Source organism: Streptomyces sp. NRRL S-378 (assembly GCF_000720645.1).
GTDB lineage: Bacteria > Actinomycetota > Actinomycetes > Streptomycetales > Streptomycetaceae > Streptomyces.
This window is the reverse complement of sequence record NZ_JOBX01000013.1, coordinates 101,491-124,786: the sequence shown is the minus strand read 5'-3', so window position 1 is coordinate 124,786 and position 23,296 is coordinate 101,491. Positions and strand designations below refer to the sequence as shown.

Below are 23,296 nucleotides of genomic sequence, written 5' to 3'. Positions count from 1 at the left end.
GAGGAGGGTTTCCGGAGCCGTCGCGCTTCGGCTCCGGAAGCTCTTGTTCTCGTCATACCGGCCAGAAGATCCCCGTTTCCGGCTGCCCCTCGCGGTAGCCTGGGCCGTGCCGTCTCACTGCCTGGGCGCACTGCCATGGGGGATGTCGTGGGGGATCCGGACCGCCGGCGGAAGACCGACCACCTGCGGGAGTCCGACGACGCCGCACGGCCCTTCCCTGCCCAACTGAGACGTCTGCGGTTGCAACGCGGCCTGTCCCTGGCGGACCTCGCCCGCGAGACGCACTACAGCAAGGGCTACCTGAGCAAGATCGAGACCGGCTCGAAGCGCGTCACCGTCGATGTGGCGCGCCGCTGCGACGACGTGCTGCAGGCAGGGGGTGAACTGCTGCGGATGGCCCGGGAGGCGGAGTCGTCCGAGGGCGGGGCCGCCGGCGACACGGTCACCGTCGTCGGGCCGCGGACGGAGGCCGAGTGCCCCTACCGCGGCCTGCCCGCCTTCACCGAGCAGGACGCCCGGTGGTTCTTCGGCCGGGAGAGGGCCACCGCCGAGCTGACCGAACGCGTCTTCGAGCGGATCGGCGGCGGGCCCCTGATGCTCGTCGCCCCGTCGGGCGCCGGCAAGTCCTCCCTGCTCAACGCCGGCCTCGTACCGGCCCTGCGGAGCGGCGGCCTCCCCATGCCGGGCGCCGACAGCTGGCCGGTCATCAGGCTCACCCCCACCGCGCACCCGCTGGAGGAGCTGCTCGGCCGCGCCGCGAAGGTGCTGGGCGGCGATCTCGGCATCACGTCGGACGAGGTGCGGGAGCGTCCGCACGTCCTGCTCGACGCGGTCCACCGGCTGTCGGTCCCCCGCCCGGCGGACGCCTCCGGCCTGCCCCCGCCGCCCCTGCGGCCCGTGCTGCTCGTCGACCAGTTCGAGGAGCTGTTCACCCTGTGCGCCGACGAGGACGAGCGGCGGGCGTTCGTACGGGTGCTCTGCGCGCTGGCCGTCCCCGGACCTCCGCACGTCCCGCACGACCCGGCCGTCGTGGTGCTCGGCCTGCGGGCCGACTTCTCCGGGAACTGCCTGGACCTCCCTGAACTCGCCCCGGTCTTCACCGGCGGCCTGTTCGTCCTGCCGCCGATGTCGCCCGAGGAACTGCGGGAGTCGATCACCCGCCCGGCCCGGCTCGCGGGTCTCGCCCTCGAACCGGGACTGGTCCCTGTGCTGCTGCGCGACGTCGGCCTGCGCGACGATCCGCCCGGCGGTGCGACGCCGTCCGGCGCGCTGCCCCTGGTCTCCCACGCGCTGATGGCCACCTGGCGCCAGCGCGAGGGCGCCACCCTGACCGTCGCCGGATACGAGCGCACCGGCGGCATCCAGGGGGCCGTCGCGCGGACCGCCGAGGAGGTCTTCGCCCGCCTCTACCCCGCCGAGCAGAACACGCTCCGGCGCATCCTGGTACGGCTGGTGCACGTCGCCGACGGTACGGGCGCCACCCGGCGCCGGATGGCCCGGACGGCCCTCATGGAGCAACTGGCCGACGCGGGCCCGGCGTCGGCCGCGCTCGACGCCTTCGTACGGGCCCGGCTGATCACCATGGACAGCGACACCGTGGAGATCACCCACGAGGCCCTGCTGCACGCCTGGCCGCGGCTGCGCGGCTGGATCGGCGCCGACCGGGCGGGGCTCCTGATCCACCAGCAACTGGCCCATGCCGCGGCCGAGTGGGAGCGGGAGGGCCGTGATCCGTCGGCGCTCTACCGCGGAACCCGGCTGGACACCGCCCGCTCCTGGGCGGACGAACTCGACGGCAGGAGCCGGCTCGCCCCCGGGGAGGCGGCCTTCCTCCGCGAGAGCCGGGCGGCCCAGGCCGGCCGCGAGCGGCAGGCCGCCCGCCAGGCACGGCTGCGCCAGCGGATGCTGGCCACGCTGGTGGTCCTGCTGGTCCTCGCCGTGGGCGCCGGCGGGCTGGCCTACCAGCAGCGGGCGGGCGCGCTCGGCCAGGAACGGATCTCCCGTTCCCGGGCGCTCGCCCTGCAGTCGGCGGCACTGGCCGCGGGGCAGCCGGAGGCGTCGATGCTGCTCGCCGGCGAGGCGTACCGGACCGCGGAGACCACCGAGGCGCGCGGGGCTCTGCTCAGCACCCAGTCGCAGCCGTTCGTCGCCCGGCTGGGCGGACACGGCGGACCGGTCAACACGGTGGCCTTCGGCCCGGACGACGGAATGCTCGCGACGGGCAGTTCCGACGGGACGGTGACCCTGCGGCGGGTGTCCGACCGGCGCACGACCGCGACCTTCACCCTGGCCGGCCGGGTCCGCTCGGTCGCCGTGAGCCCCGACGGCCGCACGCTCGCAGCTGCCTCCACGGACGGGCCCGCACGGCTCTGGGACACCGCCGGCGGCCGTCCGGGCGCGGCGCTCCCGGCGAGCACGACGGGCTCGCGTGCCGTGGCCTTCGCGCCGGACGGGCGGACCGTGGCCACCGGCTGCCCGGACGGGACGATCCGGTTGTGGGAGACCACCGGGGAGCACCGCGCCGTCGCGTCCCTGGCCGGGCACACCGGGCGGGTCAACGCCCTGTCCTTCGCCGCGGACGGCCGGATGCTGGTCTCGGCCGGCGCCGACCGGACCGTACGGCTGTGGGACCCGGTGGGAGCCGCCGGACTCGCCGTGCTGTCCGGGCACACGGACGAGGTGCTCGGTGCGGCGTTCGCCCCGGACGGCCGTACGGTCGCCACGGGGGGCGTCGACCGGACCGTACGGCTGTGGGACGTGGCGGGGCGCCGGACGACGGCCACCCTCACCGGGCACAGCGACGACGTCAACGGCGTCGCCTTCACACCGGACGGTACGACGGTGGTCAGCGCGGGCGGCGACGGTACGACCCGGCTGTGGGACGTGGCCGGCGGCCGGCTGACGGCGACGCTCGCCGGCCACACCGACTACGTGCTCGGGGCGGCCGTGGACAGCCGGGGCACGATGCTGGCCACCGCAGGGTTCGACCAGTCGGTGGTGCTGTGGGACCTGCGGGGCGCGGTGCTGGCCTCGCGGCCGTTCACGGAGGTCTGGCACGCGGCGTACAGCCCGGACGGGAAGCTGCTGGCCACGGCGGAGGCCGATCACGCGGTGCGGCTGTGGGACGTGGCGGGGCGCAGGGTCGTGGCCACCTTCGAGGGGCACACCGAGACGGTGTTCGCGGTCGACTTCTCGCCCGACGGACGGACGCTGGCCTCGGCCGGCTCCGACGGCTCGATCCAGCTCTGGGACGTCGCGGCGGGCGGCCCGTCGGCCACGCTGGCCGGCCAGGGCGGGACCGTGTTCGCGGTGGACTTCTCGCCGGACGGGCGGACGCTGGCCTCGGCCGGATCGGACGGCACGGTCCGGCTGTGGGACGTCGCCTCGCGCCGCCGGGTCGCCACGCTCGGCGGGCACACGGATTTCGCCAACGACGTGGCGTTCAGCCCCGACGGGCGCACCCTGGCGAGCGCCGGTGACGATCTGACGGTCCGTCTCTGGGACGTGCCCGCCCGCCGCCCGCTGGCGACTCTGACCGGTCACACGGGTGCGGTCCGGGGCGTGGCCTTCTCACCCGACGGCCGTACGCTCGCCAGCAGTGGCAACGACGGGACCGTACGGCTGTGGGACGCCCGGCGCCACCGCTTCGAGTCGGCCCTGTCCGGCCACACCGGGTCGGCGCGGGGCATCGCCTTCTCCCCCGACGGCCGCACGCTCGCCAGCAGCGGCAACGACCGCACGGTGCGGCTGTGGGACGTGGCCGGCCGGCGCACACTGGCGGCGCTCTCCGGACACACCAACGCCGTGTGGGGCGTCGCCTTCGCCCCGGACGGGGGGACGGTGGCGAGCAGCAGTACGGACGGCACGGTGCGGTTGTGGAACCTGGACGTGGGGGCGCGGCTGGCGGCGATCGACCGGCTGCGGCAAGGACGGGGCGGTCCGTCGTCCCGGGACGCCGGGACGGCCCGATGAGGGCCGTCCCGGCGGCCGGCTCCGAGGGGGCGGGGGTCAGCGGTCGCGGACCGCCACGATGCCGTTGAAGACGCCGACGTACGCGGTGCCGTCGGGGCCGAGCGTGATGGGCGCCCAGTTGTTGTCGTAGAGCGGGCCGGTGCCGGTCAGCTGCCGCCAGCGCCGCTCACCGGTGCGGAAGTCCACGGCGGTGAGGTACCATCCGTCGATCCCCCAGGCGTTGGGTTCCTTCTCGTAGAAGTAGATCAGCCCGTTCGCGGTGGAGAGCTTGGGGACCACGGACGGTGCGCGCACGGCGCTCTCCCAGACCGTGTCGCAGCCGCTGCCGTCGGCGCGGACGTCGATGCGGGCCACCCCGCCCACGACGGACTTGCCCAGCAGCAGGCTGGTGGGGTTCTCGTAGCCGTAGTTGTTCTCGACGACGATGCTGTTGCCCCAGGTGATCAGCGAGTTGTCGGTGGTGGAGGCACCGGAGCCGAAGACGGGAACCTTGCAGACCAGCCGCCGGTCCTCGGCGACGTCCGTGCCCCGCCGGTAGACGAGGACGTTCATCCGGTCGTCGGCGTTGTCGGTGATGGCGACGTAGCCGTCGCCGAAGAGGTCCGGGGTGGTCCCCGAACCCTGGTTGACGGAACCGGGCTTGGTGCCGGTGCCGCGGTCGTAGCTCTGGCGCCACAGCACCCGGGGGGTGCCGTCGGCGGCGGCCCGGAAGCCGTAGAGCGCGTGGTCGGAGACGATGGAGACACCGTCCTCGGCCACCGAGAAGGAGTTCTGGATCTCCTCGCCCTCCAGCCGCAGGGAGCGGATCTGCGCGGTCTGCGGGTCCACGGTGCCGACCCGGCCCTGGCGGGTCACCCACCAGATCCGCCCGTCCCAGTCGGGCATCACGGAGGTGACGGGGTCGCAGGTGCCGGTGGGCCGCAGGTTGGTCCAGGTCACGCAGTCGTGCGGGACGTGGCCGGTGAGGTCCCAGTCGTCGTCGACGGTGAACTTCCAGGTGCCGTCCGGGTTCTGGGAGTGGGCGAGGCGCAGGACGTGCTGGCGGGAGTCGGCGAGGACGGCCCGGTCCTGGTCGTCCAGGTAGAAGTAGGCGCCGCCCGAGGTGTCCTTGAAGATCTTCGCGAAGTCGAGCGAGGTGATCGCCTCGACGGTGGAGGAGCGCTGCGGGAGCTGGTACTCGGCGAGCGTGGCGAGCGTACGGGGCTCCAGGAGCTTGACCTTGAAGCCCGAGAAGGTGCCGCACACCGTGACGAGGCGGCCGCCCGAGTCGAAGGTGGCGGTGGCGCACTCGCCGCCGAGTGCCGCGATCTTCTCGCTGGTCACCTGGAGGTTCCTGCCGAGTGGTCCCGACCAGGGGGAGGTGGCGCTGCCGGCCGCGTCGGAGTGCATGCCGCTGCGGCCGTTGGGTGCGAGGTACGGGTGCTGCGGCGGAGCCTCGCCCGGCAGCGGCGCGGCGGTGGCGGGGCCGCCCTCGTAGGGGGTGATCAGCCGGTGGCCCGGCGCCTTGGGTATCTCCTCGGCCTGGGCCGGGGAGCCGCCGTGGAGCACCGTGAAGGCGGCCACGACGGGTAGGACGGCGCAGTTCAGCGCTCTTCGGAACATCCGCACTTCCTCCGTGTCGCAACAGGTCTGTTGACATCGCGTCTGACATCGCGCCGCCGCCAGACGCTAGATCGCGGTGCCCGAGGAGTCCATGCACGCGCCGGATGATTCACGAAGGCGCAACAGTCGGTCAGGGGTTGAGGCTGGAGACGGCGTTCGCGGTGGCCGTCAGGCCGTCGTGGATGGTCGAGGCCATGCTGCTGCTCGCGAGGTAGAAGCCGAGCAGGACGCAGACGAGGGCGTGCGAGAACTTCAGCCCGCCGCTCCGCAGGAAGATCCAGGCGAGGAGGAGGAGCAGGACGACCACGGAGAGGGAAAGCACCATCGAGACCTCCTGAGTCACCGTCATGGTGGCGCAGAGGGGGGTGCTTCCGGGGGAACGACGTGTCCGCCGTACGGGTGTTGACCGTCCGTGACGGACGGTCAGTGCTTGACGATCTCGTCCCAGTGGACCGTGCGCCCGCACCAGCGGTCGAGGAGCACCGGGTCGTGGCCCACCGCGAGCAGTGCGGCACCCGTCTCGGTGCGGTAGTCCTCGACGACCGCGACCAGCGCGGCCGTGGTGGAGGCGTCCAGCATCGCGGTCATCTCGTCGCAGACCAGCCAGCGCGGCCGCAGCACCAAGGCCCTGGCCAGACAGGCGCGTTGCAGCTGGCCGTCGCTGACCTCGTGGGGACGGCGGGAGAGCAGGTCCGCGCCGAGTCCCACCCGCTCCGCCAACTCGGCGACGCGCGTCTCCGCTTCCGTCCGCCGTCCGGTCGCCCGGAGGGGTTCGGCCACGATGTCGCGCAGCCTGAGGCGGGGGTCGGCGGCGAGACGCGGCTGCTGGAAGACGACGCCGACCGCGGTGCGCAGGGAGCGGGGAGCCCGGTGGAAGAAGCCCGTGACGGTGTGGCCGTCGAGGGTCACGGTCCCCCCGTCGGGCCGGTGCAGCAGGGCGGCGACCCGGGCCAGGGTGGACTTGCCGCAGCCGCTCGGCCCGAGCAGACCGAGGGACTCCCCCGGACGCAGGCTCAGGTGGGCGCCGCGGACCGCGGGGGCGCGGCGGTCGTAGCCCGCGGTGATGTCGTCGAGCTCAAGCATGGTGGCAGGCCACCCCTTCGGTGAGCACGGGCCGCCGGGTGCGGCAGAGCGGGTCGGCGGCGGCGCAGCGGGCGGCGAAGGCGCAGCCCGGCGGGAGCGCGCCGAGCTCGGGCGGGGCCCCGGGGACGGGGGTGAAGGCGCGTTCGGGAAGGGCGTCGAGGAGGCCCCGGGCGTAGGGGTGGCGGGGTCCGGGGCTGCCGAAGAAGGTGCCGGCCGGGGCGATCTCGACGATCCGTCCCGCGTACATGACGGCGACGGTGTCGGCGATCCGCTCGGCCGCGGCCAGGTCGTGCGTGATCATCAGCAGTGCCCGGCCGTCGGCGCGGGTGTGGGCGCGGAGTTCGTCGACGGTGCGCTCGACGAGGTCGCGGTCGAGACCGGTGGTGGGTTCGTCGGCCAGGAGGAGCGGGGCGTCGCCCACGAGGGCGAGGGCGGTGGCCGCGCGCTGGGCGAGGCCGCCGGAGAGCTCGTGGGGGTGGCGGTCGAGGTGGGACGCGGGGAAGGCGGCACGCCCGGCCGCCTTCCGGGCCGCCGCGCGCAGGGCGGCGAGCCTGTGCCGGCGTCCGCGGCGGGCGGGCCGGTCGGAGGCGCCGGAGGCGGGCACCGGTCCGGCCGGCGAGGGACGGGGCCCGGCCGACGTGGCCTCCGTGGCGGGGCCGGCATGTCCGGTGCCGGCCAGTTCACGGGGCCCGGCCGACGTGGCCTCCGTGGCGGGGCCGGCGTGTCCGGTGCCGGCCAGTTCGCGAACGGTCTCCTCCAGCTGGGCGCGGACGGTGCGGACCGGGGTGAGGTGCGCGGCCGGGCTCTGCGGGACGAGACCGACGCGTCGGCCTCGTACGGTCCGGGCGAGGGTGCGCTCGTCGGCGGCCAGCAGGTCGAGGCCGTCGGCGAGCCGGGCCGATCCGGCGGTCTCGGCGTTGCCGGGGAGCAGGCCGAGGAGGGCGGAGGCGAGTACGGACTTCCCGCAGCCGCTCTCCCCGACGAGGGCGAGGCTCTCGCCGGGGGCGAGGGCGAAGGTGACGCCGGTGACGGCCTCCACGTACCGGCCCGCGGACATGCGGAAGCGGACGGAGAGGTCCTGGACGCGCAGGACGGGACCGGCCCCGCCGGGGCGGGGAGCGTCGGCTCCGGCGGTGGTGGCGGGGGGCGAGGGGGTCACAGGGTCAGCTCCGAGCGGCGGCGCGGGTTGAGGCGGTCGCGCCAGGCGCCCGCGAGACCGGCGATGGCCAGGGTCGGGAGGATCAGGAGGAGGCCGGGGAAGAGGGTGGGCCACCAGTCACCGGCGAGGAGCGAACCGCGTGCGCTCTGCACGAGGTTGCCCAGGCTCGCCTGGTGGGCCGGCAGTCCGAGGCCGAGGAAGGAGAGGGCGGACTCGTGCCACATCGCGTGCGGGATCATCAGCACGGCGGCGAGGCCCGCCTGCGGGAGGACGCCGGGCACCAGGTGCCGTACGGCGACCCGCCACCGCGAGGCGCCGCCGGAGACTGCGGCGTCCACGTAGGCCCGGCCGCGCAGGGACATGACCTCCGCGCGGACGATCCGGGCCGTGGAGAGCCAGTGGGTCACCGCGACGGAGGCCACGACGGGCCAGACGCCCGGCCGGAACACCGCCACCACGAAGATGCCCAGGAGCAGGTGCGGGACGGAGGAGAGGGTGTCCACGGCACGCATCGCCAAGCGGTCGGTCCAGCCGCCGAGCGCACCGGCGGCCGCGCCCACCGCGGTGCCGATCACGGTAGCGACGAGTGCGGCCACCAGTCCGACGAAGAGGGAGACGCGCAGTCCGTAGACGCAGCGCAGCAGCAGGTCGCGTCCGACATCGTCGGTGCCGAAGGGGTGGTCCCACGAGGGGGGTTGCAGCTTGGCCGCCAGGTCGACCGCCTGCTGGTCCAGTGGTGCCAGCGGGGGTACGAGCACGACGGCGAGCACGATCACCGCCATGACGGCGGCGGAGGCGCGGACCCTCAGGGTGCGGGTGGAGCGCCGGGTGCGGCCCTGTGGGCGCCAGACCTGCTCAGCCATCGAAGCCCACCCTCGGGTCGGCCAGCCCGTACAGCAGGTCGGAGAGGAGGTTCCCGGCGAGTACGGCGGCAGTGGCCAGCACCGTCAGGGCGGCCAGGAGCGGGAAGTCGACGGAGGTGGCCGCCTGTACGGTCGCCGCGGCGATCCCGGGCCAGCTGAAGACCGTCTCCACCAGGAGGGCGCCGGTGATCAGTTCGGGTACCCGGGAGCCGACCAGCGTCAGCACCGGCAGCATGCCGGAGCGCAGGGCGTGCCCGAGCAGGACCCTGCGTTCGGCCAGACCCCGTGCGCGGGCCCCGCGTACGGGGTCCTCCGCGAGCGCGTCGGCCACGCCCTGGCGGACGTAGAGGAAGAACCAGGGCAGCTGGGAGACGCCCAGGACCAGTGCGGGGAGCACGACGTGGGAGGCGACCTGCCCGGCGGTGACGGTGTCACTGCCCGCGTCGGTGAGGCCGCCCGAGGGCAGCGCGCCGAGCCGGACCGAGAAGAACCAGATGGCGAGCAGTGCCAGCCAGAAGGCCGGGGCCGCCTCCAGGGTGTAGGCGACTGCGGACACGGCGCGGTCCAGCGGGCCGCCCGCCCGGCGTGCGGCGAGCACCCCGAGCGCGGTGCCCACGAGCACGGCCAGGCTGAAGGCGCAGGCAGCGAGCAGGGCCGACCAGCCCACCCGCTCCGCGATGACGTCGGCGACGGGCTGGCGCATGACGGCGGAGGTCCCGAGGTCGCCCGTGAGCGCCGAGGTCAGCCAGTCCCACCAGCGGGCGGCCAGGGGCCGGTCGACGCCGAGGTTGGTCCGCAGCTGGTCGAGTTCGGCCTGTGAGGCGGTGAGTCCGGCGGTGCCGGCGTAGGCCTTGACGGGGTCGAAGGGGGACAGTGCGGCGAGGGCGAACACGCCGAAGGTGACGGCGAGCAGGACGGGGGCGGCGGACAGGGTCCGCCGCCCCGCCATGCGCGCCATCGGCCTCCAGGGGAGGCGGACGGAGCGGGTGGTCACAGGGCGCGGCTCACTTCTTCTTCGGCTTGGGCTTCCAGCTCTCGACGTTCCACCAGGGGCCGGCGCCGAGACCGTGGTCGTGCGGCTCCACCTGGGTGCCGAGCCCCTCCCACCGGTCGTTCACCACGTAGAGGTGGTCGATGTGGGTGAGGAAGACATAGCCCGGGTTGTCGGCGAGGCGCCGCTGCACCGTGTCGTAGGCGGCCTTGCGGACGGCCGGGTCGGCGGTGCGGCGGCCTTCGGCGAGGGCCGCGTCCACGGCCGGATCGTCGTACCAGGCCATGTTGTTGAAGCCGTCGCCGCCCAGTGACGAGGTGAGCAGCAGGTACTGGTCGAAGTCCGGGTCGGCCGGTGAGCCGCCGCCCGCGAGGACGGCCTCCGTCTTCATCCGGGGCTCGATGACCTCCCAGGTCCCGGCCTCCACCGTGACCTCGATACCGGCCTTCCTGGCGTCGGAGGCGAAGGCGAGGGCGTGGTCCTGGCGGATCTTGTCGCCGGAGGTGTACCAGAGCGGGAAGGAGGCGCGGACCCCGTCCTTGACGCGGATCCCGTCCTCGCCCGCCTTCCAGCCGGCGTCGTCGAGGATCCTGCGGGCCCGGTCGAGGCCGTGGCGGCGCTCGGTGCCGGCCGTGAACCACGGGCTGTCGGTCGGCACCGGGCCGAAGGCGGGCTTGCCCGCGCCTTCGAGCAGCTTGTCGACCATGGCCGTGCGGTCCACGGCGATGTCGAGTGCCCGGCGGACGGCGAGGTCACCGGTGACCTTGTGGTGCGTGGGGAGGGTGACGTTGCGGTAGTCGAAGGTCTTGGCGGCGTAGGTGCGGCGCGACCGGTCCTTGGCGAAGCCCTCGGCCAGGTTGGGCGGCAGGATGGCGCCGTCCAGCTCGCCGGAGCGCAGCCGGGTGGCGCGGACGTCGTCGTCCTTGATCACGGCCATGGTGAACTTCTTGACGGCGGGCTCGCCGCCCCAGTAACGGGGGTTGGCCTTGAAGCTGAGCTTCTCGCCCTTGGACCAGCCGGCGAGCACGTAGGGGCCGGTGCCGACGGGCCGCGTGGTGAAGTCGCCGCTGTTGACGTCCTGCGCGCCCGCGATGTGCTCGGGGGCGATGGGCAGCACGGTCCGCTCGGCGAAGGGCGCGTAGGGGTACTTCAGGGTGAAGACGACGGTGTCCTCACCCTTCGCCTCGACGCCCTCGATCGCGTCCAGCTCGGTCTTGGAGGCGTTGTTCGTCCCCGCGGCGAGGATGGTCCGGTAGGTGAAGACGACGTCCTTGGCGGAGAAGGGGGCTCCGTCGCTGAAGGTGACGCCCCGGCGCAGCGTGAAGGTGTAGGTGCGTCCGTCCGCGGAGACCTCGGGGAGGTGCTCGGCCAGGGCGGGCTTCAGCTTCATGTCCGCGTCGTGGGTGAGCAGGCCGTCGAAGATCTTGGAGTTGCCGTCCTTGCCGTAGCCCAGCAGCGGGCTGAGGCTCTCCGGCTCGGTGGCGATGCCGACCACGACCGAGTCGGCGGCTGCCGCACCGCCGGCGCCGGCTCCGGGGGCGGAGCAGGCCGCCACGCCCGTGATGAGTGCGGCGGCCACCGTCGCCCTGGCCGCTCCCCGTACTGTCCGGGCCGTCATGCTCTGCACATCCCTGTTCGCGTTCATCCGTTATTGCAAAGAGCTGGCAATAATGCCAGAGGCGATCAGAAGTCGACGAATCGGGTCACATCACCGGTCGGCGACGCACAGGTCTTGTCGCCCTCCCGTCTTCCGTGCCATATATGTCTAGACCTTTACGGAAGCCGAGGAAGGCCCCCCGTGCGACGCAGCGCCCCCACGCTCGCCCTCTTCCTGGCCCTCGCCGGCCTCACGGGCCCCACCGCGTGCACCGCCCCCGACACCGAGCCGCCGTCCGCCCCCACCGGACTCACCGCCCAGGCCGGCAGCGCCACCTCCGTGCACGTCATGTGGAACGGGGCGGCGAACCGGGACGGGGTGACGCGCTATCAGGTCTTCGAGGCCGGACGGCTGGTGCGGGAACTCCCCGCCGAGAAGACCATGGTCGACATCACCGGCCTCACGCCGCAGACCGGCTACTCCTTCACGGTGCGGGCCCTGGACTCCGCCGGCAACCTCTCCGGGGCCGGACCGGCCGCGGCCGTGACCACCCCGGCGGCGAAGGCCGAGGACCGCACGGCACCCACCGCCCCCGCCACCACCGAGGGCAGCGCCACCGGCCCCCGCTCCGCCCGGGTCTCATGGGCCCCCTCGACGGACGACACGGGTGTCACGGCGTACGACGTCTACCAGAGCGGCGTACGCATCCACACCGCCGGGCCCGGCGAGAGCGCGACCACGCTGACCGGCCTCCGGCCCGACACCGTCTACACCTTCACGGTCCGGGCCAGGGACGGCGCGGACAACTCCTCCCCCGACGGCCCGGCCGTGGACGTGAGCACGCCGCCCGCCTCCGGCGACGGCCCGGGCACCGCGCCCGCCGACCTCACGGCGACCGCCTCACCGGGCGCCGTCACGCTCACCTGGACCGCCCCGGACACCGGGCGCCCGACCGCCGAGTACGAGCTGTACGTCAACGGACGGCCCACCACCGTCATCCAGTTCGGCGCGGGCGCCGTACCCACCGGACGGGTGGAGCACCGCCTCACGGTGGCGGAGCCCGCCGGCACCGAATGGACCGTAAAACTGCGGGCCAGGCTCCCCGACGGCACCTGGGGGGCCTTCTCGGCGGAGCGGCGGATCTCCCTCGCCGGGTGACCCCGGACACCGATCCCGCTCCGACGGCGCGGTGGGACAGGAGATCACGCACAATACTCCCGTGTTCGGTGAGTACTCGGTCAATGACAATCAGCCAGATTCCACGGACGGCGTCCCCACCCCGGGCGCCGGGACACCCCTGGGCAACCTCCCGCCGGAACCGGCGAGCTTCATCGGCAGGCGGCCCGAACTGGACCTGCTCGACCGGCTGTTGCGCGAGCGGAGACTGATCACCCTGACCGGGGTGGGCGGCGTCGGCAAATCCCGGCTCGCCCTGCGCGCGGTCGCCGGTGCCGGCCAGGCCCGGCCGGACGGCGTCTGGTGGGTCGACCTGTCCCCGCTGCGCGATCCCGCCCTGCTGACCGCGACGGTCGCGCACGCCGTCGGCCTCGCCGACCACACCCCGCGCCCGCTCGACGAGGAGCTGTGCGCGTGGATGGCCGACCGGGAGCTCCTGCTCGTCCTGGACACCTGCGAGCACCTGGTCTCCGCCTGCCGCCACCTGGCGGGCGAACTGCTGCAGTCCGCGCCCGGGTTGACCATCCTGATCACCTCCCGGGAGCCGCTGCGCTGCGCGACCGAGGAGGTCGTCGAGGTCCGCCCGCTGCCCTGCGAGGGACCCGACAGCGACGCCCTGGCCCTCTTCCGGGCCCGCGCCCTCGCCGCGGCCCCGCGCGCCGCCGCCGTCTTCGCCGACCCGGAACGGACCGCGGTCGCCGCCGAGGTGTGCCGACGCCTGGACGGGATCCCCCTCGCCCTGGAACTCGCGGGCGCCCGACTGCGGTTGTGGACCGTCGAGCAGATGGCCGAGCGGATCGACGAACGCTTCGAGATGCTGTCGGACGTCCGTGTCCCCCGGCCGCCCCGGCACCAGACGATGCGGACGACGATCGGCTGGAGCCACGAACTGTGCGAGCCGCTGGAGCGGCTGCTGTGGGCCCGGCTCTCGGTGTTCACCGGCGACTTCGACATCGCCGCGGCACGCGCCGTGTGCGCGGGCGGACCTCTGCCCGCCGCCCGGGTGGAGCGCGTACTGACCGGTCTCGCCGCCAAGTCCGTGGTCCTGCGCACCGAGGAGCGGGGCGCCGGCGCCCGCTACCGGCTGCTGGACACGATCCGCGAGTACGGGCACGACTGGCTGGCCGAGCTCGGCGAGACGCAGCTGGTCACCGACCGGCACGCCCACTGGTACGCGGCGCTTTCGCACGCCGCCGACCGGGGCTGGATGGGGCCGGGGCAGGTCGACTGGTACCGCAGGATCACCGCCGAGCACGCGCAGTTGCGCACCGCACTGGAGCACCTGCTCACCGCCGACCCGACGGCGGCACTGGAGATGGCCGGCGCCCTGTGGTTCTACTGGTTCGCGTGCGGGCACGTGCACGAGGGCCGGGCCTTCCTGGAACGGGCCCTGGAGATCGCCCCGCGCACGGAGGTCGCGTACAACCAGGCACTGTGGTCCCTCGGGCTCACGATGGTGCTCCAGGGCGACATGGAGGAGGCCCGGCGCATTGGCGAGCAGTGCGCGCGGAACGCCGCCCATCTCGCCGACCCCGAACGGGAGCTGCGCGCCGCCTATCTGCACGCGGCGGCCGTCCTCATGCCGGGTGACCCGGTACGCGCCCTGGAACTGGCCGGACCGCAGGCCCGGGCCGCGCACGGCGGACGGACGACCGGGCCGGGCTGGCTCCTGTGCAAGCTGTCCACCAGCTACTCGCTGTGCGCCCTGGGGCGCTTCGGGGAGGCGGCCGAGGAGGCGCGGTCGCTGCGCGAGGTCTGCGCGGAGCTGGGCGAACGCTGGATGCGGGCCTACGCGGACTACATCCTGGCGGTGGCCGCGCTGGGCCTGGGCGACCACGGGGAGGCCGCACGCCACGTACGGGCGATGCTGTCCGGGAAGCGGCTCCTCGGCGACAGGCTGGGCATCGCACTGGGCCTGGACCTGCTGGCCGCGGCGGTGGCCGGGCTGGGCGACGGCGAACTGGCGGCGCGCCTGCTGGGCACCGGTCACGCGTGGTGGCGGACCGTGGGCCGTCCGCAGATGGGCTCGCCCTCCCTGAGGGCCGTGCGCGACCAGGGCGAACGGCAGGCCCGGGCGGCTATCGGGGACGCGGCCTTCGAGGCGGCGTTCCGGGGCGGGGCGGCGGCGCCCACGGGCTGATTCCGGCCCGTGGACGGCGCGCTGCGTAACGTTGCCGGGGCTCCCGTCAGTACGGGAGGGGTCTGCCCGACGGTGTGCGCAGATCCAGGTCTCGGGGGGCGGGCTTGGGGACGGGCTTGCGGATCAGCTGCTGGCGCATGCTGCCTCCTCGCTCAGACCAGGGCCGGGCGGCGGGGTTCCACCGCGCGGCTGTCGGGGAGCAGTTCACCGGTGTCGTCGAAGATCACGACTCCGTTGCAGAGCAGGCTCCATCCCTGTTCGTGATGGGAGGCCACAATGCGGGCGGCGTCGTGGTCGGCGCTGTCGGCGGCTGGGCAGGGGGGCTGGTGGGAGCACATGGCGCACCTCCTCGCGATGTGGGGCGGGAGGGCCGGTGGTCACCCGGTCGAATCCGCGATCCACGGTGGCGGCGAGTATTACTGATCGCTGCCCCCGGACGGAACCCATATTCGCCGTCCAGTTCACGGTGTGTATGCCCGATTACCATGCGCTCATGCCCGTTATCCGGATCGTTCACCGTACGTCCGCCCCCGCCGCCGAGGCGTGGTCCAGGCTCACGGACTGGGAGCGCCACGGCGCGCAGGTCCCTCTCACGCGGACGATCATCGAGACGGCGCCACCGACGCAGGTGGGAACGATCTTCACGGCCCGCACGGGTGTGGGCAGGATCACATTCGACGACCGGATGGAGGTCGTCGTGTGGCGGCCGCCCGCGGCGGGCTCGCCGGGACTGGTCCGGCTGGAGAAGCGCGGCCGGCCGGTGACGGGCTGGGCGGAGACCGAGATCCGCCCCCTCCCCGCGGGCGGCGCGGAGATCCACTGGCGCGAGGACCTCCGCCTGCGCGGCCTCCCCCGCGCCCTGGACCCCCTGGTGGCGACAGCCGGCCGCCTCCTCTTCGGCCGCGCCATCACCCGACTGCTCCGCACCTGAGACCGGCAAGCCGGTGCGGGCCGCGCAGCCGACGGCCCGGTACCGCCGCACGCCCGGTACGGCCGCACGCGTACAACCGCACGCACGCCCCGTACGGCCGCAGGCCAGGCACGACCGCAGGCCCGGCACGGCCACACGCCCGTACGGCCGCGGGGCGGTACGACCACAGGGCGGTACGGCCGCAGGGCGGCACGGCCACACGCCCGTACGGCCGCAGGGCGGTACGACCACAGGGCGCCCGGAGCGGACGGGCGGCGCGGGCGGCGCGGGGGTTGCGGGGCCTCGGGCCCCGCGTCCGGTTCGGCTCCGCGCTAGCGGATCGGCATGCCCGAGATCGTGCGCGCGATCACCAGCCGCTGGATCTCGCTGGTGCCCTCGAAGATCGTGTAGATCGCACTGTCCCGGTGCATCCGCTCGACCGGGTACTCGCGGGTGAAACCGTTGCCGCCGAGGATCTGGACGGCCTGGGCGGTGACCTTCTTGGCGACCTCGCTCGCGAAGAGCTTGGACATCGAGCCCTCGGCCGATTCGAAGGGCCGCCCCGCGACCGCCATCCACGACGCCCGCCACACCAGCAGCCGCGCGGCGTCGATCTGCGTGCGCATGTCGGCGAGCTGGAAGGCCACACCCTGGTTGTCGATGATCGGGCGGCCGAACTGCGTACGGGTCTTCGCGTAGTCGAGGGCCACCTCGTACGCGGCGCGCGCCGTGCCCACCGCCATCGCCCCGACGGCCGGCCGCGAGGCCTCGAAGGTCGCCATGGCCGCGTTCTTGACCCGCTCGCCCCCGCCGCTGCGGGCCCGCTCCCGGGCCCGGGCGAGCCGCTCGTCCAGCTTCTCCTTGCCACCCAGCAGGCAGTTGCCGGGGATCCGTACGTCCTCCAGGACCACCTCGGCGGTGTGGGAGGCGCGGATGCCGTGCTTCTTGAACTTCTGCCCCTGGGACAGCCCCGGGGTGCCCGGCGGCACGATGAAGGAGGCGTGCCCCTTGGTGCCCAGCTCCGGGTCGACGACGGCCACGACGATGTGGACGTTGGCGATACCGCCGTTGGTGGCCCAGGTCTTGGTGCCGTTGAGCACCCACTCGTCCTTGGCCTGGTCGTAGACGGCCCGGGTGCGCATCGAGCCGACGTCCGAGCCGGCGTCCGGCTCGGAGGAGCAGAAGGCGGCGACCTTCACCTCGTCGGGAGTGCCGTACATCTGGGGGATCCAGGTGCCGATCTGCTCCTCGGTGCCGTTCGCCACGACGCCGATCGCCGCGAGCCCGGTACCGACGATGGACAGCGCGATGCCGGCGTCGCCCCAGAAGAGCTCCTCCATGGCCATCGGGATGCCGAGTCCGGTCGGGTCGAAGAACTGCTGGGCGTAGAAGTCCAGCGAGTAGATGCCGACCTTGGCGGCCTCCTGGATGACGGGCCACGGAGTCTCTTCGCGCTCGTCCCATTCCGCGGCGGCGGGTCGCATCACATCGGCCGCGAAGCCGTGGATCCAGTCCCGCACCTGCTTCTGGTCGTCGTTCAGCTCCATGGTGAACTCCGCCATGTCCCCTCCACCTGTCGTACGCGTTCGATCCGGAAGTTACCAGCGGTAACCTGCATGGGGGCCACAGTCTGTTACCGGCGAGTAAGCACTGTCAAGCACGAGCGATGCCGTCGACGGCTCTCAGGTCGTGCCCACCGATTCGATCGCCGGGGTGCCTCGGGTGTTACGTTGCGTGGGCGTCACGCACATCGCAAGGGCGGGGAGAGAAACACGTCATGGAGACCACGCAGCAGTCCGGCGAACCGGGAGCGGCCGAACGCCGTCGGCGCGAGCTGCTCGAAGCCGCCGACCGGGTCGTGCTCAGGGACGGCCCCAAGGCCTCCATGAACGCCATCGCGGCCGAGGCCGGCATCACCAAGCCCATCCTCTACCGGCACTTCGGGGACAAGGCGGGCCTCTACCAGGCGCTCGCCGTCCGGCACACCGACGCGCTGCTCGACTCGCTGCGGGCGGCGCTCGACGCCCCCGCCGAGCGCCGCCGACGGGTGGAGTCGACCCTGGACACCTATCTGGCCGCCATCGAGGCGCGCCCGCAGGTCTACCGCTTCCTGATGCACCCGGCGGAGGACTCGCACACCGCCGAGCGCGGCTTCGACGTCGGCCTGCACTCGGCACCGCTGCTGCGCCGACTCGGCGAGGAGCTGGCCCAGGTGATCAGCGAGCGGGTCGACCTCGGCCCGGGCGGGGAGCAGCTGGCCCGGGTCTGGGGCCACGGCATCGTCGGCATGATGCACGCGGCCGGCGACTGGTGGCTGGGTGAACGCCCCTGCGAGCGCGCCGACCTGGTCGCGGGCCTCACCGACCTCCTCTGGGGCCGCCTGTCCACCGCCGGGAACCGCGAGGACGGCCCCGGCTTCTGACCCCTCTGGCGCCGCCGCGCAAGAACAGCCCGCCGGCGTTCGAGGCGCGGGTCCGGGCAGGGCCCGGTGACCGGCGGAGCCGGGCCGGGTGGAGCACCGCCCCGGGCGCCCGCCTCGGCCTCCGGCGAGACCGGAGCCACCCCGGCCGAGGAGAGGCGAGCCGGGGGCGGGCCCCAGCCCGGTGGCCGGGGGCTCCGCTAGCCGCGCAGCGACTCGGCCCCCCACGGGGCCTTGCGGATCGCCCGCCGCAGCCGGCGGGCCCGCATCCCCGTCACGCGGTCCGCGTACACGGTCCCGTCGAGGTGGTCGCACTCGTGCTGGAGGCAGCGCGCGAAGAAGCCCGTCCCGGAAACCCGTACCGGGGCGCCGTCCGAGGTGACCCCCTCCACGACCGCGTGGTCGAAGCGGGCGGTGCCCGCCTCCAGCCCCGGCAGGGACAGGCAGCCCTCGGGCCCGAGGAACTCGTCCCCGTCGGCCGTCACCAGACGTGGGTTGACGATGTGCCCGACGTGCCGTACGTCTTCGTCATCGGGACAGTCGTAGACGAACACCCGCTGGGCGACACCGATCTGGTTCGCGGCGAGGCCGACGCCCTCGGCGGCGTACATCGTCGCGAACATGTCCTCGATGAGCCGGTCGAGGGCCGGGCCGAACTCGGTGACCTCGGGGCAGGGCGAGTGGAGCACCGGATCACCCAGCAGGCTCATGGTGCGGACGAGTCCGGTGGTACCGGGGATGAGGCGCTGTCGCATGGCCGTAAGCGTACGACGGGCGACTATATGAGGAGATCCGCGGCGGGCCGGGGGCGCCGCGGTCAGGGCTCCGGCCGGTACTGGATAGGCTGGGGCCGACCGACGCTAGGAGGACAAGGGACGATGGCAGGCAACACGGAGCCGCTTTCGCCGCGGGCCAAGCTGGCCGTGACGGCGGGCAAGGCCGCGGCGGCGGTGTCGCGGGCCGCGGGACGCGGAAGCGGATCGGTGATCGGCGGCAAGGTCGCACTCAGGCTCGACCCCGATCTTCTCGGCGCGCTGGCGCAACACCTCGACGTCGTCCTCGTATCAGCGACGAACGGCAAGACCACGACGACCCGGCTGATCGCCGAGGCCCTGCGGGCCAGCGGTCCCGTCGTCTCCAACGCCCTCGGCGCCAACATGCCGGCGGGCATCACCTCGGCGCTCGCCGGCGGTTCGGACGCCAAGTACGGCGTCATCGAGGTCGACGAGAAGTACCTGGCCGGAGTGGCCCGGGACGTCACCCCCAAGGTGATCGCCCTGCTCAACCTCTCCCGCGACCAGCTGGACCGCGCCGCCGAGACCCGCATGCTCGCGGAGAAGTGGCGCGAGGGCCTCCAGGGCTCCAAGGCCGTCATCGTCGCCAACTGCGACGACCCGCTGATCGTCTGGTCCGCGTCCTCCTCCCAGAACGTGGTGTGGGTGGCGGCCGGCCAGGAGTGGAAGGACGACGCCTGGTCGTGCCCCTCGTGCGGCGGCGTCATGCAGCGCCCGGGCGACGACTGGTTCTGCGGCGAGTGCGGCTTCCGCCGCCCGACCCCGACCTGGGTGCTCTCCGGCGACCACGTGCTGGACCCGCACGGCTCGGCCTGGCCGATCCACCTCCAGCTGCCCGGCCGCGCCAACAAGGCCAACGCCGCCACCTCGGCCGCCGTGGCCGCCGTCTTCGGCGTCCCGCCGCAGGTCGCGCTGGAGCGGATGTACCAGGTGCAGGCCGTCGCCGGACGCTACGACGTCGTCCACTTCCAGGGCCGTGAGCTGCGACTGCTGCTCGCGAAGAACCCGGCGGGCTGGCTCGAAACGTTTTCGCTGATCGACCCGCCGCCGACCCCGGTGATCCTCTCGGTGAACGCGCGCGGCGCCGACGGGACCGACACCTCCTGGCTGTGGGACGTCGACTACCCGCGGCTGGCCGGCCACCCGATCTTCGTGATCGGCGACCGCAAGCTGGACCTCGCGGTCCGCCTGGAGGTCGCGGGCCTGGACTTCCGGGTGTGCGAGACCCTCGACGAGGCCGTGCAGCTCGCGCCGCCCGGACAGATCGAGCTGATCGCCAACTACACCGCCTTCCAGGACGTGCGCCGCCGCGTCGGCAACTAGTACTCATACCCCCAGAGGACACAAGAGCATGAGCGACAACAGCCTGCGTCTGGTGTGGGTCTACCCCGACCTGCTCAGCACGTACGGAGACCAGGGCAACGCCCTCGTCGTGGAGCGCCGGGCCCGCCAGCGCGGCCTGGACGTGCAGCGCGTGGACGTGCGCAGCGACCAGCCCATCCCCACCTCGGGCGACATCTACCTGATCGGCGGCGGCGAGGACCGTCCGCAGCGCCTGGCCGCGGAGCGGCTGCTGCGCGACGGCGGTCTGGAGCGTGCCGTCTCGAACGGGGCGATCGTCTTCTCCGTCTGCGCCGGCTACCAGATCCTGGGCAAAGAGTTCGTCAACGACCAGGGCCAGCGCCAGGAGGGCCTCGGCCTGCTGGACGTCGTCACCGTGCGCGGTGAGGGCGAGCGGTGCGTCGGCGACGTCCTCGCCGACATCGACCCGCGGCTGGGCCTGCCGCAGCTGACGGGCTTCGAGAACCACCAGGGCGTCACCCACCTCGGCCCGACGGCGAAGCCGTTCGCCCGGGTGACCATGGGCCGCGGCAACGGCACCGGCGACGGCACCGAAGGCGCGTACAACGACACGGTGTTCGGCACCTACATGCACGGGCCCGTGATGGCGCGCAACCCGCAGATCGCGGACCTGCTGCTGAAGCTGGCGCTCGACGTGAACGCCCTCCCGGCCATAGACGACCGGTGGTACGAGGCACTGCGCGCGGAGCGGATCGCGGCCGCGACGCAGCCCGCCTAGCACCCTCGCGGAGCGCTCATCAGGGCGACCCCCGCATCATGTGTTCGGCCCGGTTTTCCCTAGGGGGAACCGGGCCGACGTCGTTTCGCACGACGATCACGACCAGCATGTGGAGGATGGTTCAGCGCACCTCCAAACCGCTTGTAGGGTGGCCGTAGTTCCAACCGGACGACGTGGTCCGGTCGCCGGCCCACGTTGCAAAGGTCTTTTCTGCCATGCGCATAGGTGTGCTCACTTCCGGTGGCGACTGCCCCGGCCTCAACGCCGTCATCCGCTCCGTCGTACACCGCGCCGTCGTCGACCACGGCGACGAGGTGATCGGCTTCCACGACGGCTGGAAGGGCCTGCTGGAAGCGGACTACCGCAAGCTCGACCTCGATGCCGTCGCCGGCATCCTCGCCCGCGGCGGCACCATCCTCGGCTCCTCCCGGGTCCAGCCCGCGCACCTGCGCGACGGTGTCGAGCGTGCCCGCGGGCATGTCGCCGACCTCGGCCTCGACGCGATCATCCCGATCGGCGGCGAAGGCACCCTGAAGGCCGCGAACCTGCTCTCGCAGGCCGGCCTGCCGATCGTCGGCGTCCCGAAGACCATCGACAACGACATCGCCTCCACCGACGTCACCTTCGGTTTCGACACCGCCGTCGGGGTGGCCACGGAGGCGCTCGACCGTCTGAAGACCACCGCCGAGTCCCACCAGCGCGTGATGGTCGTCGAGGTCATGGGCCGCCACACCGGCTGGATCGCCCTGCACTCGGGCATGGCGGCCGGCGCGCACGCGATCGTCGTACCGGAGCGCCCCTTCGACATCGACGAGCTGACGGCGATCGTCGGCGAGCGCTTCTCCGCGGGCAAGCGGTTCGCGATCGTCGTGGTCGCCGAGGGCGCCAAGCCGAAGCCCGGCTCGATGGCCTTCGAGGAGCGCGGCAAGGACATCTACGGCCACGAGCGGTTCGCCGGCATCGGCAACCTGCTGGCCGTCGAGCTGGAGAACCGTCTGGGCAAGGAGGCCCGGCCGGTGATCCTGGGTCACGTCCAGCGCGGCGGCACGCCCACCGCGTACGACCGGGTCCTCGCGACCCGGTTCGGCTGGCACGCGGTGGAGGCGGCGCACCGGGGTGAGTTCGGCATGCTGACCGCGCTGCGCGGCACGGAGATCGAGATGGTCCCGCTCGCCGAGGCCACCTCCACGCTGAAGACCGTCCCGGCCGAGCGCTACGAAGAGGCCCAGACGGTTCTCTGACCGCTCCCCGGCGTCCCATTTGTGGCAGACCGCCCCCGCGCGCACGAGCGTACGGGGGCGGCACTACTGTGGTGGGGCAGCACAGTCGAGGGAGTGAACAGATGGACCACAGCGGGCACGGCATGGACATGCACATGGACTTGCCGCCGTTCACTCTCGGGCGCGGGCTGGAGTTCTCCTTCGACGCGTTCTTCCTGTTCGGCTCCCTGCTGGCGCTCGCCCTGTACGGGTGGGGCGTGCTGCGGCTGCGCCGTCGCGGGGACTCCTGGGCGCTGGGCCGGACGATCGCGTTCACCATCGGCGTGCTCACCGTGATCCTGGTGATGTGCACCAAGCTGAACGACTACGGCATGGTCATGTTCAGCGTGCACATGGTCCAGCACATGGTGATCAGCATGATCACCCCGATCCTGGTCCTGCTGGGCGCCCCGGTGACGCTGGCGCTGCGCGCGCTGCCGCCCGCGGGCCGCGGGCGCACGGGGCCGCGCGAGCTCCTGCTGGCGCTCCTGCACAGCCGGTACATGCGGGTGATCACCCATCCGGCCTTCACGATCCCGATGTTCATCGCGAGCCTCTACGCGCTGTACTTCACCCCGCTCTTCGACTTCCTGATGGAGAGCCGCACCGGGCACATCGCGATGATGGTCCACTTCTTCGCGGTCGGCATGATCTTCTTCTGGCCGATCATGGGCATCGACCCCGGTCCGCACCGTCCGGGCTACGTCATGCGGATGCTGGAGCTCTTCGCGGGCATGCCCTTCCACGCGTTCTTCGGCATCGCCCTGATGATGGCGAGCCAGCCGATGATCAAGACGTACGCGAACCCGCCGGCCTCCCTCGGCATCGATCCGCTGCTCGACCAGCAGTGGGGCGGCGGCATCGCCTGGGCGTTCAGCGAGATCCCCTCGGTGCTGGTGCTGATCGCCCTGATCTACCAGTGGTACCACTCCGAGCAGCGGGCCGCGAAGCGCTCCGACCGGGCCGCGGACCGCAACGGCGACCAGGAGCTGGAGGCGTACAACGCGTATCTCGCCTCGCTCCAGGCGCGTGGCCAGTAGCGCGATCCCGCTCCGGCGCGCGACCATGGGGCATGACCGGATCCGTTAAGGCGATGGCAGTCATGACCTTCGCCGCTCTGGTGGCCGTCGCCACGTACTCGGTGGCCCTCGGCAGCAACGGCTGGCTGTGGTTCGGCTGGGTGGTGCTGGGGCTGCTGACCGCGGGGATGGCCGCCTCGCACAATGCCTGAGGAAGGTCACCGCCGCCCCC

At 73.1% G+C, this 23,296-nt stretch carries 20 protein-coding genes; 10 read left to right on the top strand and 10 right to left on the bottom strand.

The annotated features are described in order from the left end of the window. Positions 1-147: 147 nt before the first annotated feature. Complete coding sequence (locus IH80_RS0112665) at positions 148-3,972, top strand: helix-turn-helix domain-containing protein (RefSeq protein ID WP_051809174.1); 3,825 nt, start codon at positions 148-150, stop codon at positions 3,970-3,972. A gap of 36 nt (positions 3,973-4,008) precedes the next feature. Here IH80_RS0112665 and IH80_RS0112660 read toward each other — a convergent pair whose 3' ends face one another. The 7 genes from IH80_RS0112660 to IH80_RS0112630 form a co-directional block, all read right to left on the bottom strand. Further along, positions 4,009-5,574, bottom strand: coding sequence for a hypothetical protein (locus IH80_RS0112660; protein ID WP_030960152.1), 1,566 nt, complete (start codon positions 5,572-5,574; stop codon positions 4,009-4,011). Between the two features lie 130 nt (positions 5,575-5,704). Then, complete coding sequence (locus IH80_RS0112655; RefSeq protein ID WP_030960151.1) at positions 5,705-5,899, bottom strand: hypothetical protein; 195 nt, start codon at positions 5,897-5,899, stop codon at positions 5,705-5,707. Positions 5,900-5,997: 98 nt separating this feature from the next. Beyond that, positions 5,998-6,657 (bottom strand): ABC transporter ATP-binding protein, encoded by a 660-nt coding sequence (locus IH80_RS0112650; RefSeq protein WP_030960150.1) that lies wholly within the window; start codon positions 6,655-6,657, stop codon positions 5,998-6,000. Then, complete coding sequence (locus IH80_RS42200; protein WP_051809190.1) at positions 6,650-7,714, bottom strand: ABC transporter ATP-binding protein; 1,065 nt, start codon at positions 7,712-7,714, stop codon at positions 6,650-6,652. Before IH80_RS42200 ends, IH80_RS0112650 begins: the two co-directional genes overlap by 8 nt. A 98-nt stretch (positions 7,715-7,812) precedes the next feature. Beyond that, complete coding sequence (locus IH80_RS0112640) at positions 7,813-8,679, bottom strand: ABC transporter permease (RefSeq protein WP_030960147.1); 867 nt, start codon at positions 8,677-8,679, stop codon at positions 7,813-7,815. Next, complete coding sequence (locus tag IH80_RS0112635; protein WP_030960146.1) at positions 8,672-9,637, bottom strand: ABC transporter permease; 966 nt, start codon at positions 9,635-9,637, stop codon at positions 8,672-8,674. The genes IH80_RS0112640 and IH80_RS0112635 overlap by 8 nt, the downstream gene beginning before the upstream one ends. A gap of 46 nt (positions 9,638-9,683) precedes the next feature. Then, complete coding sequence (locus IH80_RS0112630; RefSeq protein WP_051809188.1) at positions 9,684-11,288, bottom strand: ABC transporter substrate-binding protein; 1,605 nt, start codon at positions 11,286-11,288, stop codon at positions 9,684-9,686. A 180-nt stretch (positions 11,289-11,468) separates the two neighbouring features. Here IH80_RS0112630 and IH80_RS0112625 point away from each other — a divergent pair, with 180 nt between their 5' ends. Next, entirely contained in the window at positions 11,469-12,425 is a 957-nt protein-coding gene (locus tag IH80_RS0112625) for a fibronectin type III domain-containing protein (RefSeq protein WP_030960141.1), read from the top strand. Positions 12,426-12,486: 61 nt separating this feature from the next. After that, on the top strand, positions 12,487-14,583 hold the full coding sequence (locus IH80_RS0112620) for an ATP-binding protein (RefSeq protein ID WP_234432215.1): 2,097 nt from the start codon (positions 12,487-12,489) through the stop codon (positions 14,581-14,583). Between the two features lie 152 nt (positions 14,584-14,735). Here IH80_RS0112620 and IH80_RS0112615 read toward each other — a convergent pair whose 3' ends face one another. Continuing rightward, on the bottom strand, positions 14,736-14,921 hold the full coding sequence (locus IH80_RS0112615; RefSeq protein WP_030960139.1) for a DUF5999 family protein: 186 nt from the start codon (positions 14,919-14,921) through the stop codon (positions 14,736-14,738). Between the two features lie 155 nt (positions 14,922-15,076). On the opposite strand from IH80_RS0112615, the gene IH80_RS0112610 reads away from it, so the two are divergent. Continuing rightward, complete coding sequence (locus tag IH80_RS0112610) at positions 15,077-15,514, top strand: SRPBCC family protein (RefSeq protein ID WP_030960137.1); 438 nt, start codon at positions 15,077-15,079, stop codon at positions 15,512-15,514. Between the two features lie 311 nt (positions 15,515-15,825). Here the strand turns inward: IH80_RS0112610 and IH80_RS0112605 are convergent, their stop codons facing one another. Beyond that, positions 15,826-17,055, bottom strand: a complete 1,230-nt coding sequence (locus tag IH80_RS0112605; RefSeq protein ID WP_030960135.1) for an acyl-CoA dehydrogenase family protein — start codon at positions 17,053-17,055, stop codon at positions 15,826-15,828. A gap of 215 nt (positions 17,056-17,270) precedes the next feature. Between IH80_RS0112605 and IH80_RS0112600 the strand changes: the two genes are divergently transcribed. Then, a complete protein-coding gene (locus IH80_RS0112600) occupies positions 17,271-17,915 on the top strand; it encodes a TetR family transcriptional regulator (RefSeq protein WP_030960134.1) in 645 nt (214 codons plus the stop codon). Positions 17,916-18,112: 197 nt separating this feature from the next. Here IH80_RS0112600 and def read toward each other — a convergent pair whose 3' ends face one another. After that, positions 18,113-18,667, bottom strand: coding sequence for a peptide deformylase (gene def, locus IH80_RS0112595; RefSeq protein ID WP_030960133.1), 555 nt, complete (start codon positions 18,665-18,667; stop codon positions 18,113-18,115). 123 nt (positions 18,668-18,790) lie between these two features. On the opposite strand from def, the gene IH80_RS0112590 reads away from it, so the two are divergent. The 5 genes from IH80_RS0112590 to IH80_RS45330 all read left to right on the top strand — a co-directional run bounded on the left by IH80_RS0112590 (position 18,791) and on the right by IH80_RS45330 (position 23,276). Further along, positions 18,791-20,029, top strand: a complete 1,239-nt coding sequence (locus IH80_RS0112590) for a MurT ligase domain-containing protein (protein WP_030960131.1) — start codon at positions 18,791-18,793, stop codon at positions 20,027-20,029. Positions 20,030-20,057: 28 nt separating this feature from the next. Next, complete coding sequence (locus tag IH80_RS0112585) at positions 20,058-20,786, top strand: type 1 glutamine amidotransferase (protein WP_030660438.1); 729 nt, start codon at positions 20,058-20,060, stop codon at positions 20,784-20,786. A 215-nt stretch (positions 20,787-21,001) separates the two neighbouring features. After that, positions 21,002-22,027 carry a 6-phosphofructokinase gene (locus IH80_RS0112580; RefSeq protein ID WP_030960129.1) on the top strand — a complete coding sequence of 342 codons (1,026 nt, stop codon included), beginning with the start codon at positions 21,002-21,004 and terminating at the stop codon, positions 22,025-22,027. 101 nt (positions 22,028-22,128) lie between these two features. Beyond that, positions 22,129-23,085 (top strand): cytochrome c oxidase assembly protein, encoded by a 957-nt coding sequence (locus IH80_RS0112575; protein ID WP_030960128.1) that lies wholly within the window; start codon positions 22,129-22,131, stop codon positions 23,083-23,085. A 32-nt stretch (positions 23,086-23,117) separates the two neighbouring features. Then, the gene (locus tag IH80_RS45330; RefSeq protein ID WP_030960127.1) at positions 23,118-23,276 is read left to right on the top strand and encodes a hypothetical protein; all 159 of its coding nucleotides are present in this window, start codon (positions 23,118-23,120) and stop codon (positions 23,274-23,276) included. Positions 23,277-23,296: the final 20 nt, after the last annotated feature.